The organism is Streptomyces sp. NBC_01142 (assembly GCF_026341125.1).
In the GTDB taxonomy this organism is placed as follows: domain Bacteria; phylum Actinomycetota; class Actinomycetes; order Streptomycetales; family Streptomycetaceae; genus Streptomyces.
Genome location: NZ_JAPEOR010000001.1, coordinates 492,502 through 507,496, shown reverse-complemented (window position 1 = coordinate 507,496; position 14,995 = coordinate 492,502). Strand labels below are relative to the sequence as shown.

The 14,995-nt window shown below is 70.6% G+C and carries 10 protein-coding genes; 3 read left to right on the top strand and 7 right to left on the bottom strand.

From position 1 onward, the window contains the following. Positions 1-58: 58 nt before the first annotated feature. The 3 genes from OG883_RS02595 to OG883_RS02585 all read right to left on the bottom strand — a co-directional run bounded on the left by OG883_RS02595 (position 59) and on the right by OG883_RS02585 (position 7,635). Positions 59-2,986 carry a serine/threonine protein kinase gene (locus OG883_RS02595; RefSeq protein WP_266534332.1) on the bottom strand — a complete coding sequence of 976 codons (2,928 nt, stop codon included), beginning with the start codon at positions 2,984-2,986 and terminating at the stop codon, positions 59-61. A gap of 131 nt (positions 2,987-3,117) precedes the next feature. Continuing rightward, the gene (locus OG883_RS02590) at positions 3,118-5,532 is read right to left on the bottom strand and encodes a serine/threonine-protein kinase (RefSeq protein WP_266534329.1); all 2,415 of its coding nucleotides are present in this window, start codon (positions 5,530-5,532) and stop codon (positions 3,118-3,120) included. A gap of 396 nt (positions 5,533-5,928) precedes the next feature. Continuing rightward, complete coding sequence (locus OG883_RS02585; protein ID WP_266534326.1) at positions 5,929-7,635, bottom strand: glycerol-3-phosphate dehydrogenase/oxidase; 1,707 nt, start codon at positions 7,633-7,635, stop codon at positions 5,929-5,931. A 230-nt stretch (positions 7,636-7,865) separates the two neighbouring features. Here OG883_RS02585 and OG883_RS02580 point away from each other — a divergent pair, with 230 nt between their 5' ends. Together OG883_RS02580 and OG883_RS02575 are read left to right on the top strand one after the other, a co-directional pair. Next, positions 7,866-9,107 carry a nucleotide sugar dehydrogenase gene (locus tag OG883_RS02580; protein ID WP_266534323.1) on the top strand — a complete coding sequence of 414 codons (1,242 nt, stop codon included), beginning with the start codon at positions 7,866-7,868 and terminating at the stop codon, positions 9,105-9,107. A gap of 151 nt (positions 9,108-9,258) precedes the next feature. Further along, entirely contained in the window at positions 9,259-9,741 is a 483-nt protein-coding gene (locus OG883_RS02575) for a hypothetical protein (protein ID WP_266534320.1), read from the top strand. A gap of 63 nt (positions 9,742-9,804) precedes the next feature. Here OG883_RS02575 and OG883_RS02570 read toward each other — a convergent pair whose 3' ends face one another. The 4 genes from OG883_RS02570 to OG883_RS02555 all read right to left on the bottom strand — a co-directional run bounded on the left by OG883_RS02570 (position 9,805) and on the right by OG883_RS02555 (position 14,234). Continuing rightward, positions 9,805-10,929, bottom strand: coding sequence for a GuaB3 family IMP dehydrogenase-related protein (locus OG883_RS02570; RefSeq protein ID WP_266534317.1), 1,125 nt, complete (start codon positions 10,927-10,929; stop codon positions 9,805-9,807). Positions 10,930-11,044: 115 nt separating this feature from the next. Next, the gene (guaB, locus tag OG883_RS02565; protein WP_266534314.1) at positions 11,045-12,547 is read right to left on the bottom strand and encodes an IMP dehydrogenase; all 1,503 of its coding nucleotides are present in this window, start codon (positions 12,545-12,547) and stop codon (positions 11,045-11,047) included. Between the two features lie 244 nt (positions 12,548-12,791). After that, positions 12,792-13,367 carry a sigma-70 family RNA polymerase sigma factor gene (locus OG883_RS02560; protein ID WP_266534311.1) on the bottom strand — a complete coding sequence of 192 codons (576 nt, stop codon included), beginning with the start codon at positions 13,365-13,367 and terminating at the stop codon, positions 12,792-12,794. 255 nt (positions 13,368-13,622) lie between these two features. Further along, the gene (locus OG883_RS02555) at positions 13,623-14,234 is read right to left on the bottom strand and encodes a response regulator transcription factor (RefSeq protein WP_003948568.1); all 612 of its coding nucleotides are present in this window, start codon (positions 14,232-14,234) and stop codon (positions 13,623-13,625) included. A gap of 429 nt (positions 14,235-14,663) precedes the next feature. On the opposite strand from OG883_RS02555, the gene OG883_RS02550 reads away from it, so the two are divergent. Beyond that, complete coding sequence (locus OG883_RS02550; protein ID WP_266534309.1) at positions 14,664-14,987, top strand: WhiB family transcriptional regulator; 324 nt, start codon at positions 14,664-14,666, stop codon at positions 14,985-14,987. The last annotated feature ends 8 nt before the right edge of the window (positions 14,988-14,995 follow it).

Genomic DNA, 14,995 nt, shown 5'->3' with positions numbered 1-14,995 from the left:
CACGGCACCCGATCGTCGTCCGGGGGGCCGTCTGACGCCGCCCCGTCCCGCCCGTCGTTCAGCGGGCGGCGCGGTAAGTGGTCGTGGCCTGCTGGTAGATCTCCGCCACCTTGTCGCGCTGGTCCTCGGGGCCGATCACCTGGATGACGTGATAGCTGCCTTTGACGATCAGGGCGAGATTGCGTACGTACACCTCACGGCCGTTGCTGTCCTGCCAGGTGAACTGCCCCTCCGCCATGACCTGCTGACCGATCTCGACGCGGCGCAGCCCGGTCGCGCCGGCCCAGGAGGAGTCCCGGAACGGCTGAAGCTCGCGCTCCTTGTCACGCTGATAGACCAGCGGGTCGTCGCCGTTCGCTGTCACGCTGTCGCGGCCGGGGACAACGATCAGCGTGAAGTCTCCGTCGGCATAGCGGACTTGGCCGACATCATTGATCGGGCGGCGCTGCCAGGTCTTGTCGACGGCGATCTGGAAGCCTTCGGGGTCCGTACGCAGCGCATAGCCGTGGGGCAGGTTCTTGGCCGGGGCCGAGGTCTGGGGCTCCTGCTCGGACGGGCTGCGGGTGGGGTCGGGGGTCGTCTTCGGGGAATCCGGCGACTGGGGAGCCGTACGGTCCGGGCTCGGACCGGCCGCCGACGGACGAGTGCCGCCCTTGCCCTGCGGCTGCTCCTGCTGCCGCTGCTCGGACTTCGGCATGAACAGCACGGCGTACGCCACGGCGGCCACCAGGAGGAGCAGTATCAGCAGCAGGAGGGTGCGCCCGAGCGCCCTCGGTGCGCGCTTCGTACTCCCGCGCCGCTCCCGCGTGCCCTTGGTCTTCTTGTGGCGGTGGCGGCCGTGGACCACCTCGGCCGAACCGCCGCGGCGCTTGCGACGCACCAGCTCGCCCCGGCGACGTACGACAGGCAGCCGCGTGCCGTCGACGGCACTCGACGGCAGCGGCACGACGTCCATACCGGCCTCGGGCTCGGGCGCGGACCGTACGAGCGAACGCAGCCAGCCGCGCAGCTCCTCGAAGTCCGGGCGCTCCGTGGGGTCCTGGCGCAGCAGCGACTCGACGACCGGGCGCAGCGGCCCGCACTCCTCGGCGAAGGCGGGCGGCTCGGCACAGACGAGCTGGACGAGCTCGGCGGCGCTCTCCTCGGGGTACGGGGCGTGGCCCTGCACGGACCGGTACAGCAGCGCGCCCAGCGCCCACAGATCGGTTGCCGGTCCCACCGGGGCTGCCAGCTGCCAGTTCTCGTGCACGGGCCCGGCCTGCTCGGGCGCCCACCGCTCGGTGACGGCGCCGACGACCGCGATCCGGGCCTGCCGGGCGCGCTCGGCGGCCAGCGGTGTGGCGGGGCCGCGGAACTCGGGCGTGCTGCCGCTCGCGACAAGTTCGTCCCACCGCCCGGTGGGGGCACTGGCCTCGGCCACGGTGGGCCGGCGCTGAGCGTCGGCCCGCAGGGCTTCCCCGCCCCCGGCGCCGCGCTCCCAACTGCCGCTCCCGCCACCGGAGGACCGAGCACCGGGGCCGGAGCCCGGTCCCGCGGACGCGGCCGGGGCCGGGGCCGGGGCCGGAAGCGCGGGCCGCGCGGTACTCGCCGGCCTGGTCGGTCGGGCCGGCCCCGCCGGCCCTGTGGGCCCTGTGGGCCTTCCGCCGTACGCATCGTCCGGAGCCGCCCGCCGGTACCCGTACGGCAGTTCGCCGCCGTACGGATCCGTGTTGCCGCCCGCCGGTACAGGACCGGGGCCGTCGCGGCCCGGCAGCGGGGCGTCGTGCCACGTTCCCGCCAGCCGGGCGGTGCCGCCCGGACGCCAGCCGCCCGAAGCGCCGTCGCCGAACTCGTCCTCCTCCGCGTCCTCGTCGTCGTCCTCGGCCGCGTGCACATCGAAGCCCGCGTGCCGCTCGGTCGCCGGCCTGGACCACCAGTCCGGGTCGAAGCCGCCCTGCACGGGGCCGCCCCCGGCGGTGCCGGACGCGCCCCCCTGGCCCTGGTCCTCATTGACGCGCGCGGCGGCCCGGGCGCCCGCGCGGTACGCGGCGATGGCGCCCGCTCTGGCAGCACGGACATCCGGCACGCCGCCCCCGCTGCCGCTTCCGCCCCCGCTGCCGGGCAGTGCGACCTCCACCTCCGTCGAGTGGGTGGTCTCGAGCGCGGCCCTCGCCGCCGGCACCGTACCCACCTGGTGATCGCGGTCGCCGAACTCGTCGTACGCAGACTCGTCGTACGCGGACTCGTCGTACGCGGACTCGCCGTACGCGGACTCGCCGTACGCGGACTCGCCGTACGCGGAGTCGTCGTACGCGGAGTCGTCGTCATCGACCTCTTCATGGTCGACCACTTCATGGCCGGGCGCTTCATGGTCCGGCGCTTCGTAGTCGGCCTCCGGCACCGGGGCGTACCCGCACAGCGCCTCCTCGGCCGCGCCCGACGCCAGGCCGGTCAGGACCACCCGCCCGTCGTCGCAGACGAGCACCGTACGGACGGTGATGTTCCGGTGGGTCCAGCCGTGCGCATGGAGCACGCGCAGCGCGGTGAGGACATCGGAGGCGATTTCTGCCGCCCGGTACGGGCTGAGCACCTTCTCCGCGAGGAGCGCCGCCAGCGGGCGTGCCGCGACACGTTCACTCACTATCCAGAGCGAGCCGCCCTCGGCGAACACGTCGAAGACCTGGTCGAGACGCGGGTGGTCGGGGATCTGTGCGGCAGCCTGCGCGGCCTCGACCGCCCGCCGCACCGCCGGATCCGCGGGCCGCCGCGTCGTACGCCCCTGAGTACCCGGATTCCCTTGGGTCCCCCTGGGCGCCGCCGCTCCGGCCGACCCGTCCGTGTCGACGACCTCCGCGTCCACGACTTCCGGTAACGGCACCTGCCGCACCAGGACTTCCTGCCCGCTGTACGTGTCGAATGCACGGGTCTCGACCAGTTCGTACTCGTCGGAGGGCGGCAACGGCAGGCGGTAGCGGTCGGCGAGCACCCTTCCCGCATAGTCGTCCACGACGCCTCCCCACAAGCGCGCTGTCATCCCCGGGACGGCCCCGGAGACCGCACCAAAGCGTCAATTCCGGTCATTCAGCGGCCCCTTGCGGCTGCGTACCGTCCGCGAACTCTCACGATACGTGTCCTTGCTCAGTCCTTGGGCCTGAACGTGGCGAACGCCGTATCGCGCAGCGTCTTGCACTCCGCGCTCTCCCACTCGCCCACCCTGCACGAGATCATGATCGAGTAGCCGTGCGTGGCATCCACCTTGAAGCCCCTGTTGAGGACCCGCACCCGCTCGCCGCCGTGATTGCGCTCGAACTGCCAGTCGGCGACGGTCGGATAGCCGTTGTACTCGACCTTGTCGATCCCCAGGTGCTTGTAGCCGCTGCTGGCGGCGCGGGTCCCCGACACCGCGGCTGCCCAGGCGGAAGCTGCGTCGTCCTTGGGACTTGCGTTGAAGTCGACCTGGACGCGCGGGAATCCGCCAGTGGCGTTGAAGATCCCTCCCGAGTTCTGGCCCGCGATGCCGGCGAGCTTGAAGCCCTTGGGCATCGCCATCGTGAAGTGGAACTGGTCGTTGGAGACCATTGTGTATCCCTCGGGCAGCGCGTCGCCGCCCGCGGGGTCGTCGGTCTTGCCCTCTCCGGACGGCTTCCCGTCGGTCTCGCCGCCCGTGCTGGCCTGACCGTCCTTGGGGTCGTCGTTGGCGGACTCGTCCTTGCCCGTGTCCTTGCCGGCGTCCGTGTCCTTGCCGTCACCGCCGGCGTTCCCGGCAGTCCCGGCCGAAACGGACTTGTCGCCCTTGGTCTTGCTCTGCTTGCCCTGACCGCCCTTGTCGTCGCCGCCACCCATTACCAGGTAGAGCACGGTGGCGAGCACGGACAGCGCGACGACGACCGCGATGATCACCAGGGTGCGGCGGGGCACCACATCGGTGAGCGGTGCCCGCGCCGGCGCGGACCGCGCGGTGGACGTCTGCGGCGTGGGCCGCGGCTTCGGTTCCGGCTTCGCGGCGACAGCCGCGTTCCGTACGGAGCGCAGCGCACCGCGTACCCGGTCGGCCGCCGGATCCTTCGGCTTGTCCTGCGGCGGCGCCGGGGGAGCCGGCGGCAGCGCTATGGCCCGGGTGGCATCGAGTGGCGGCGCGGGCTCGACGGGCCGCGCTTCCGGCGCATTGAGCACCTTGGTGAGCAGCGCCCGCGCCCCTGCGTCGTCGAGCCTCTGGTCGGGGTCCTTGACGAGGAGGCCGTAGATGACCTCCTCGAGCAGCGGGCCCGCGTTCTTCGGCGGGTCGAGCGGCTCGGTCATCACGGCGGTCAGCGTCGCGATCGCGGAGCCCTTGTCGTACGGCGGGCAGCCCTCGACGCTCGCGTACAACAGCCCGCCCAGCGACCACAGGTCGGCGGCCGGCCCGGGCTTGTGGCCGCGGGCGCGCTCGGGCGAGATGTACGAGGGCGCGCCGACGAGCATGCCGGTGGAGGTGATCGACGGGTCGCCCTCGACCTGCGCGATGCCGAAGTCGGTGAGCACCACGCGCCCGTCCTCGGCGATGAGCACGTTGGACGGCTTCACATCGCGGTGCAGGATGCCCTCGCGGTGCGCGGAGCGCAGTACGTCGAGAATCGCGAGCCCGACCTCGGCGGCCCGTCGCGGCGTCAGCGTGCCGTCCTCGCGCACGGCTTCGGCCAGGGACTTGCCCTCGACGAGCTCCATGACGATCCACGGCCGGTCGTCCTCGTCGACCACGTCGTACACCGTCACCGCGCTGTTGTTGCGGATCCGGGCGATCGCCTTGGCCTCGCGCAGCGTACGCGTGATGAGCCGGCGCTTCTCTTCCTCGTCGATGCTGGTGGGGAAGCGGAGTTCCTTCACGGCGACGGTGCGGCTGAGGGTCTCGTCGACCGCCCGCCAGACCGTGCCCATGCCTCCACGGCCGAGCACCCCGCCAAGCCGGTACCGCCCGGCGAGAAGCCGTCCTTCGGCCTCACGCCCGAAGACGCGCCCGGCTGCCTGCCCGGAGGCCTGTTCGCCCTTGCGCGCGGAACCCGCACCGGAGTCGCGCTCGGAACCCTTGCCGGGCTCCTTGCCGGGCTCCTTCCCGGACCCGGACGCGGCCGCCCTGGAGCCCGCCGCCTGGGACCCGGCCTTGGGCTCGGCCTTCTGCCCGGCGCCGCGTTCGGCCCCACTGGCAGAGCCCGCGCCGGAGTCGCGCCCGGACGCCTGGCGCGGAACCTTACCCGCAGCCTTGCCCGCTTCCTTCGTGGAACCGGCCCCGGGCCCTGAACCGGCACCCGCGGAACCGGCCTTGGGCTCGGACGTCGACCCAGCCTCGGACACCTTCTCGGAACCGGCCTTGGGCTCGGACGTCGACCCAGCCTCGGACACCTTCTCGGAACCGGCCTTGGGCTCGGACGTCGGCTCCCGAACGGCTTCCGTTCCGGGCTTCTTCTCCGGCTCCTGGGACTCCTTTTGAGGCTCCGTCCCGGAATCCTGTTCGGCGTCCCGCTGGGGCTCCTCGGCCGTGTCCGGCTGGGGCTTCCGTGACTGCTCCGCCTTCGACATGCGTCCCCTCTGCGATCCCTGATCTTCGCCCGCGCCTGCCGCTTCCCGCGCGATGCGGTAACCCGCCCTGGCAGAGCCCCCATTGTCCCCTACTCCAGGACCGGCGTTTCTCCCGGGTCCGCCGACGGTCAGGACGGGGCCGGAAGGGTGGGACCACCCACAATGCCACTACTCGACGTAAAGCTCACCGCTCCGCTGGTCGGGGCCCTGCCCAACCAGCCCTACCACACACCCTCACCCGGTCAACCACACGGAACCAGCCTTCTCAAAGGCCGATTTCCACCCACTCCGGGGATCGGGCCCGCCACCCTCGCCACCCCCGCCCAGGATCGGACAGGATCAGCGGGTTCAACGCGTTCAACAGGTTCAACCAGCTCGGAAGGGCCAGGCATGGGCTCAGATGGGCACGATGTCCGGCGCCCCCAGCCGCGCCGCGTCCGCCGTCAGATCGTCCGGTTGCCGTTGCGACTCGCGCTCCGCCTCCACCCGCTTCTCGTAGTGCTCGACCTCCTTCTCGATGCGCTCCTTCTCCCAGCCCAGCACGGGTGCCATGAGCTCCGCGCACTCACGCGCACAGCGCGTCCCGCGGTCGAACGTCTCGATCGAGATCCGCGTCCGCCGGGTCAGCACGTCGTCGAGGTGCCGCGCCCCTTCGTGCGAGGCCGCGTAGACGATCTCGGCCCGCAGATAGTCTTCCGCACCCCCAAGGGGCTCACCGAGCTTCGGGTCGGCGGCGATGAGCGCCAGCAGTTCCTCGGCCATCGAGCCGTACCGGTTCAACAGATGCTCCACGCGCACCACATGAAGACCCGTCCGTGCAGCGATCCTGGCCCGTGAGTTCCACAGGGCCCGGTACCCCTCGGCCCCGAGCAGCGGTATGTCCTCCGTGACACACGCGGCAACCCGCTGGTCGAGCGCGTGCACCGCCTCGTCCACCGCGTCCTTCGCCATCACGCGGTACGTCGTGTACTTGCCGCCCGCGACGACGACCAGACCGGGCACCGGATGGGCGACCGTGTGCTCGCGCGAGAGTTTGCTGGTCGCGTCCGACTCCCCGGCGAGCAGCGGCCGCAGCCCCGCGTACACCCCCTCCACATCGTCCCGGGTGAGCGGCACCGCCAGCACCGAATTGACGTGCTCCAGCAGATAGTCGATGTCCGCGCTGGACGCGGCCGGATGCGCCTTGTCGAGGTCCCAGTCGGTGTCGGTCGTGCCCACGATCCAGTGCCGGCCCCAAGGAATGACGAACAGCACCGACTTCTCGGTCCTCAGGATCAGCCCGGTCGTGGAGTGGATCCGGTCCTTGGGCACCACCAGATGGATGCCCTTGGAGGCGCGCACATGGAACTGCCCGCGCTCCCCGATCAGCGCCTGGGTGTCGTCCGTCCACACCCCCGTGGCGTTCACGATCTGGCGCGCCCTGATCTCGTACTCCCCGCCGGCGTCCACGTCCTGGACCCGTGCGCCGACCACCCGCTCGCCCTCCCGCAGAAAGGCGATCACCCGGGCCCGGCTGGCGACCTGTGCGCCATAGCTCGCGGCCGTCCGCACCAGGGTGGCCACATAGCGGGCGTCGTCCATCTGGGCGTCGTAGTACTGCAGGGCCCCGACCAGGGCGTCCCTCTTCAGCGCGGGCGCGACCCGCAGGGCTTGCCGCTTCGACAGATGCCGGTGGGCGGGCAGACCGCGCCCGTGCCCGGACGAGAGCGACATCGCGTCGTACAACGCGACGCCCGCTCCTGCGTACAGCCGCTCCCAGCCCTTGTGCTGCAGCGGGTACAGGAACGGCACCGGCTTCACCAGATGCGGGGCCAGCCGCTCCAGCAGCAGCCCCCGCTCCTTCAGTGCCTCACGCACCAGCGCGAAGTCCAGCATCTCCAGATAGCGCAGCCCGCCGTGGATCAGCTTGCTCGACCGGCTCGAGGTACCCGAAGCCCAGTCGCGCGCCTCGACAAGCCCGGTCGAAAGCCCTCTCGTCGCGGCATCCAGCGCGGTCCCGGCTCCGACCACGCCCGCGCCGACCACCAGCACGTCCAGTTCACGCTCGGCCATCCCCGCGAGCGCCTCGGCGCGCTCCGCGGGTCCCAGTGTCGCTGTCCTCACTGTTGCCTCCCGTCGCCCCCGTGTGTCCCCTGCGGTCGGGCTCACAACGTCGATTCTGTCCGCACTCGGCGACTTCAGCCACCGCCTGTGGATAACACTCGGACAGCCACACGCTTGCAATGCGGCATATCGGTCATATTTACGCCTAGTCTGACATTGCGCGTGCTCGTTCTGCCCACAGGGCTTGCGCTCTCTGTCCCCTCCGGCTATGGGAAAGGACGGCCACCGCCATGCCCGCAGATCTCGCCGTCATCGGACTCGGCAATCTCGGCCTGCCCCTCGCCCAGGCCGCCGTGGCCGCCGGCATCGAGACCATCGGCTACGACACCGACCCGCACCAGCTCACCGAACCGGCGGCGGGACGCACCCCAGCCGACATCCGCCGCATGCTCTCGGGGGGCTTCAGAACCATCACCGACCCGGCCGAGCTCGGCCGGGTACGCACCGCCGCCATCTGCGCCCCCACCCCGCTCGGCGTGGACGGCACGCTCGACCTCACGGCGGTCACCGATGCCGCCCGGGCACTGGCGGCCCGGCTGCGCCCGCACACCACCGTGCTGCTCGAATCGGCCGTCCAGCCCGGCACCACCGAGAACGTGCTCCGCCCGATCCTCGAGGAAGGATCGGGTCTGCGGGCCGGGCGGGATTTCCATCTCGCCTACTCCCCCAGCCGCGTGGACCCGGGCAACCGCACCCACGGCTACGCCAACACCCCCAAGGTCATCGGTGGCCTCACCCCCGCCTGCACCGAATCGGCCGCCGCCTTCTACGGCCGCCTCACCGACAAAGTGGTCCGGGCACGCGGCACGCGCGAGGCCGAGACCGTCAAGGTCCTCGAGACCAACTTCCGCCATGTCAACATCGCCCTGGTCAACGAGATGGCAGTGCTCTGTCACGACCTCGGCGTCGACCTCTGGGACGTCATCCGCTGCGCCGAGACAAAGCCCTTCGGCTTCCAGGCCTTCCGCCCCGGCCCCGGCGTCGGCGGCCACGGTGTCCCCATGGACCCCAGCTGCCTCCCGCACAGCGGCCGCACCCCGGGCCGCCCGCTGCGGATGGTCGGCCTCGCCCAGGAGATCAACACCCGGATGCCGCAGTACGTGATCCAGCGCTGCGCCACGCTCCTCAACGAGCACGGGAAATCGGCACGCGGCGCCCGCGTGCTGCTCCTCGGCATCACCTACAAACCGGACCTCGCCGACCTGGAGAGCTCCCCCGCCCACGAGATCGCCCGCCGCCTGATGGACCTGGGCGCGGCCGTCAGCTACCACGATCCGTACGTCCCGGACTGGCGCGTACGCGACCTGCCGGTCCCCCGTGCGGACTCCCTGTACGAGGCCGCCGCCAGCGCGGATCTGACCGTGCTGCTCCAGCACCACCGCACGTACGACCTCCAGGGCCTGGCGGTCAAGGCGCAACTCCTGCTCGACACACGGGGAGCCACTCCGATCGGCGCGGCGCACCGCCTCTGACCGCGGCGCACCGCCCCTGATCGCGGCGTACGTCTCCGAGGCGGTGCATCGGCTCCATAACGTGCTGCCGCGCTGTCCCGCCCGGCTGCTAGTCTCCGGGGCCTCCGCTCGCACGCTCGTGCGACGCTCGCGTTCCAGGGGGAATCAGACAATGAGCCAGCCCGTGCCTCCACCGTCCGGCAATCCCTTCGCCGGTGTTCCGTACGCCCCGGTTCCACCGCCCGCGCCCGTCCGGGACAACGTCGGGCTGGGCCTGGTGACCGCCGTGGTCGTCGCGCTCGTCGCCGGCGGTGCGTACGGCGGCATATCCGGCGCCCTCGAGCGCGAGATCGGGTGGGCGGCCATCGGCGTGGGCTTCCTCATCGGCTTCGCCACGGGCAAGGTCGGCGGACGCAACCCCGCCCTGCCCGTCGTGAGCGTCATCTGCGCACTGGTCGCCGTCTACCTCGGCCAGCTGCTCGGTATCGCGATGGTCGCCGCCGACGTCTGGAAGACCTCCGTGACGGACGTCCTGATGGACGACTTCAGCATGGTGACCGACACCTGGGACAAGACCAAGAGCTTCATGACGTTCCTGTACTTCGCGCTGGCGGGCTTTGCCGCCTTCTCCGGCGCGAAGAAGGCCGCCGAGTAGACAGCCCCGTACGCAGGAGGGGCCCCGCACACCCGGTGCGGGGCCCCTCCTGCGTACGCGTGGTCAGCGGCGGTGCCGCGAGTCCGCCACCGTCACCTCGACGCGCTGGAACTCCTTGAGCTCGCTGTAGCCCGTCGTCGCCATCGCCCGGCGCAGCGCGCCGAAGAAGTTCATCGAACCGTCGGGGCTGTGCGAGGGACCGGAGAGGACCTCCTCGGTCGTGCCCACGATGCCCAGATCCACCAGCTTGCCGCGCGGCACGTCCTCGTGGACCGCCTCCATGCCCCAGTGGTGCCCCTTGCCCGGCGCGTCCGTCGCGCGGGCAAGCGGGGAGCCGATCATCACCGCGTCCGCGCCGCACGCGATCGCCTTCGGCAGGTCGCCGGACCAGCCCACGCCGCCGTCCGCGATGACGTGGACGTACCGGCCGCCGGATTCGTCCATGTAGTCGCGGCGGGCCGCGGCCACATCGGCGACGGCGGTCGCCATCGGGACCTGGATGCCCAGCACGTTGCGCGTGGTGTGCGCGGCTCCGCCGCCGAAGCCGACCAGCACGCCTGCCGCGCCGGTGCGCATCAGGTGCAGCGCGGCCGTGTAGGTGGCGCAGCCGCCCACGATGACCGGGACGTCGAGCTCGTAGATGAACTGCTTCAGGTTCAGCGGCTCGGCGGCGCCCGAGACATGCTCGGCGGAGACGGTCGTCCCGCGGATGACGAAGATGTCGACGCCCGCGTCCACGACGGCCTTCGAGAACTCGGCGGTGCGCTGCGGGGAGAGCGCGGCGGCCGTCACCACACCCGAGTCGCGCACCTCCTTGATGCGCTGCCCGATCAGCTCCTCCTTGATCGGAGCTGCGTAGATCTCCTGCAGACGACGGGTCGCGGCCGCCTCGTCCAGCGCGGCGATCTCGTCCAGCAGTGGCTGCGGGTCCTCGTACCGGGTCCACAGACCCTCGAGGTTCAGTACGCCCAGTCCGCCCAGCTCACCGATGCGGATGGCGGTCTGCGGAGAGACCACCGAGTCCATCGGAGCGGCCAGGAACGGCAGCTCGAAGCGGTAGGCGTCGATCTGCCAGGCGATCGAGACCTCCTTCGGGTCGCGGGTGCGCCGGCTCGGTACGACGGCGATGTCATCGAACGCGTACGCCCGGCGGCCGCGCTTGCCGCGCCCGATCTCGATCTCAGTCACGATGTGTGGCCTTTCCCTCTACGTCTGCCGTCCCAGTATCCCCGACACACACGGGAGGGGCGGCCCCGGAATCCCCGGGTCCGCCCCTCACCGCATGCCTGTCAGCACATACGAGTCAGCGCCTGGTGTAGTTCGGCGCTTCGACCGTCATCTGGATGTCGTGCGGGTGGCTCTCCTTGAGGCCCGCCGAGGTGATCCGGACGAAGCGGCCGCGGTTTTGCAGCTCCGGCACCGTCCGGCCGCCGACGTAGAACATCGACTGCCGCAGACCGCCGGTCAGTTGGTGCACGACCGCGGAGAGCGGGCCGCGGTAGGGCACCTGGCCCTCGATGCCCTCGGGCACCAGCTTCTCGTCGGAGGCGACGCCCTCCTGGAAGTAGCGGTCCTTGGAGAAGGACCGCTGCTCGCCACGGGTCTGCATCGCGCCCAGCGAACCCATGCCGCGGTACGACTTGAACTGCTTGCCGTTGATGAAGAGCAGCTCGCCCGGCGACTCCTCGCAGCCCGCGAGCAGCGAGCCGAGCATCACCGTGTCCGCGCCCGCGACCAGTGCCTTCGCGATGTCTCCGGAGTACTGCAGGCCGCCGTCGCCGATCACCGGGACGCCGGCCGCCTTGGCGGCGAGCGAGGCCTCGTAGATCGCGGTGACCTGCGGTACGCCGATACCGGCGACCACACGCGTCGTACAGATGGAGCCCGGTCCGACACCGACCTTGATGCCGTCGACACCGGCGTCGATCAGCGACTGGGCGCCGTCACGCGTGGCGATGTTGCCGCCGATGACGTCGACGCCCGCGGCGTTCGACTTGATCTTGGCGACCATGTCGCCGACGAGCCGGGAGTGGCCGTGGGCGGTGTCGACGACGATGAAGTCGACGCCCGCCTCGATCAGCGCCTGGGCTCGCTCATAGGCGTCGCCCGCGACACCGACGGCCGCGCCGACCAGCAGCCGGCCTTCCTTGTCCTTGGCGGCCATGGGGTACTTCTCGGCCTTGACGAAGTCCTTGACCGTGATGAGGCCCTTGAGCACACCGGCCTCGTCGACCAGCGGAAGCTTCTCGATCTTGTGGCGGCGCAGCAGCTCCATGGCGTCCACACCCGAGATCCCGACCTTGCCGGTGACCAGGGGCATCGGGGTCATGACCTCGCGCACCTGGCGCGTACGGTCCGACTCGAAGGCCATGTCGCGGTTGGTGACGATGCCGAGCAGCTTGCCGCCGCGGTCGGTCACCGGGACACCGCTGATGCGGAACTTCGCGCACAGCCGGTCGGCTTCGGCAAGCGTCGCGTCCGGGTTCACCGTGATCGGGTCGGTGACCATGCCGGACTCGGAGCGCTTGACCAGATCGACCTGGTTGGCCTGGTCGGCGATGGAGAGATTGCGGTGCAGGACACCGGCACCACCCTGACGTGCCATGGCGATGGCCATGCGCGCCTCGGTGACCTTGTCCATCGCCGCGGACAGCAGCGGGATGTTCACCCGTACGTTCTTCGAGATGTACGAGGAGGTGTCGATCTGGTCGGGCGCCATGTCCGACGAGCCCGGCAGCAGCAGCACATCGTCGTAGGTCAGCCCGAGTGTCGCGAATTTATCGGGCACTCCGTCGACGTTGGTCATGACACCTTCCCCAAATGGCCTTGATCGGTGCGGATGTCCATGCTAACGGCCTTCACAGCCGTCTCATTCCACGATCAAGATCACCGAGCAGCTTTGTGTGTTCATACGTACGCAACACACCGTACGACTCACCCCTCGACCGGCCGAAATTCTCGGCCGGTCACAGCCCCACCGGCCGCCACAGCCCGACCGGCCAGAACGTGCGACCTGGCAGAACGTGCGACCGGTCAGAACGTGTGACTGATCACTGTTCGGCCAGCGCGCGGAGCCTGCTGAGCGCCCGGTGCTGTGCGACCCGCACCGCACCCGGGGACATTCCCAGCATCTGCCCGGTCTCCTCGGCGGTCAGACCCACCGCGACCCGCAGCACCAGCAGCTCGCGCTGGTTGTCCGGGAGGTTGGCGAGCAGCCGCTTGGCCCACTCGGCGTCATCGCTGAGCAGTGCGCGCTCCTCGGGACCGAGCGAGTCGTCCGGCCGTTCCGGCATCTCGTCGGACGGCACGGCCGTCGATCCCGGATGCCGCATGGCTGCCCGCTGCAGGTCCGCGACCTTGTGCGACGCGATGGCGAAGACGAAGGCCTCGAACGGTCTTCCGGTGTCCTTGTACCGCGGCAGCGCCATCAGTACCGCCACGCAGACCTCCTGCGCGAGGTCCTCCACGAAGTGTCGCGCGTCGCCCGGCAGTCGGCTGAGCCGACTGCGGCAGAAGCGCAGCGCGAGCGGATGGACATGCGCGAGCAGGTCGTGCGTCGCCTGCTCGTCGCCATCGACGGCACGGTGAACGAGTGCACCGATCACCGTGGTCTCGTCGTCGCGCATCGGTCCATGGTGCCTCGGCGGCCGAGAATCCGTGGCACTGCGTCCAATGTTGTGCACCGAAGCGTTATGAGCAGGTGCGCCGGAACTCATCTCGTACGCCCTCCCCTCCCGCTTGACCGACTCGTCCCCAAGGAACTCCACACCTCAAGGATGCGGCATCGCGCGGGAAACGGATGCCCGCGGCTGTCCGGCTCCCCGTCCACCCGGTGGCGGACGGGGTCGGCCCTACCCCCGCGGGGACCCATTTGCCCGGACCTAGCGGACCAGGCCCCAGCGGAATCCGAGCGCCACTGCGTGCGCCCGGTCCGAGGCGCCCAGCTTCTTGAAAAGCCGCCTGGCGTGCGTCTTCACCGTGTCCTCGGAGAGGAAGAGCTCCCGCCCGATCTCCGCGTTCGACCGGCCGTGACTCATGCCCTCGAGCACCTGGATCTCACGCGCGGTAAGCGTGGGCGCGGCGCCCATCTCCGCTGAACGGAGCCGCCGCGGGGCGAGCCGCCACGTCGGATCGGCGAGCGCCTGTGTGACCGTCGCGCGCAGTTCGGCGCGTGAGGCGTCCTTGTGCAGATAGCCGCGGGCGCCGGCGGCGACCGCGAGTGCGACACCGTCCAGGTCCTCGGCGACGGTCAGCATGATGATCCGCGCGCCGGGGTCGGCGGAGAGCAGTCGGCGGACCGTCTCCACGCCACCCAGACCGGGCATGCGTACGTCCATCAGAATCAAGTCCGAGCGGTCGGCGCCCCAGCGGCGGAGGACTTCCTCGCCGTTGGCCGCGGTCGTCACGCGCTCGACGCCGGGCACGGTCGCAACCGCGCGGCGGAGCGCCTCTCGGGCAAGCGGGGAGTCGTCGCAGACGAGGACGGATGTCATGACCGCCCTCCGCAGCTGATGCGCGTCACCTTGAGCCTCCAGGCTGGGTACTTTTCGTCACCTGTGCGGTTGACGCTCTCGGACATGTGCCCGAGCGCTTGTTCTTTCAACCGCCTCCGCACTCTCAACGACGGTCACTCGAAAGAGTTACGGGTCGGACGGCCGCCTTCAGCACTCTATGTGAGGGGACGCACACAGAGGAGAGCGCCGCAGGTCATCCACCCTCCGCCTGGGAGCCATGCCCCATTTAGCGGCTTTTCTTCCCTTTTGCTGGTGTCTGTGGCTAGATTCGCAATGAGTCATATTTACATCTACTTACACAGTAGATGTACGGTCGTTGGCACGGCGCGGGTGCCTCCTCCGGCTCACAGCCCGCCCGTTTCGACTTGTCCTGTATCCACTCAGCACGGTTTCAAGGGGACATGCGCTATGGCAGATTTCTCCCGCCTTCCCGGACCCAACGCCGATCTGTGGGACTGGCAGCTCCTCGCGGCGTGCCGTGGGGTCGACAGCTCGCTCTTCTTCCACCCCGAGGGGGAGCGGGGCGCAGCGCGGAGTGCGCGCGAGAACTCGGCGAAAGAGGTCTGCATGAGGTGCCCGGTCCGCGCGGAGTGCGCGGCGCACGCGCTGGCGGTGCGGGAGCCGTACGGCGTGTGGGGCGGACTGACAGAGGACGAGCGCGAGGAGCTCATGGGGCGGGCGCGCCATCGGCTGATTCCGGCGACGAGCGCGGGGGGCGTGGTGCGGGGCTGACACCCGCC

Coding starts and splice junctions, on each gene's coding strand:
- OG883_RS02590 (WP_266534329.1), bottom strand. CDS start 5,532: ATGTCGAAGGCGGAGCAGTCACGGAAGCCCCAGCCGGACACGGCCGAG.
- OG883_RS02580 (WP_266534323.1), top strand. CDS start 7,866: ATGCCCGCAGATCTCGCCGTCATCGGACTCGGCAATCTCGGCCTGCCC.
- OG883_RS02575 (WP_266534320.1), top strand. CDS start 9,259: ATGAGCCAGCCCGTGCCTCCACCGTCCGGCAATCCCTTCGCCGGTGTT.
- guaB (WP_266534314.1), bottom strand. CDS start 12,547: ATGACCAACGTCGACGGAGTGCCCGATAAATTCGCGACACTCGGGCTG.
- OG883_RS02560 (WP_266534311.1), bottom strand. CDS start 13,367: ATGCGCGACGACGAGACCACGGTGATCGGTGCACTCGTTCACCGTGCC.
- OG883_RS02555 (WP_003948568.1), bottom strand. CDS start 14,234: ATGACATCCGTCCTCGTCTGCGACGACTCCCCGCTTGCCCGAGAGGCG.
- OG883_RS02550 (WP_266534309.1), top strand. CDS start 14,664: ATGGCAGATTTCTCCCGCCTTCCCGGACCCAACGCCGATCTGTGGGAC.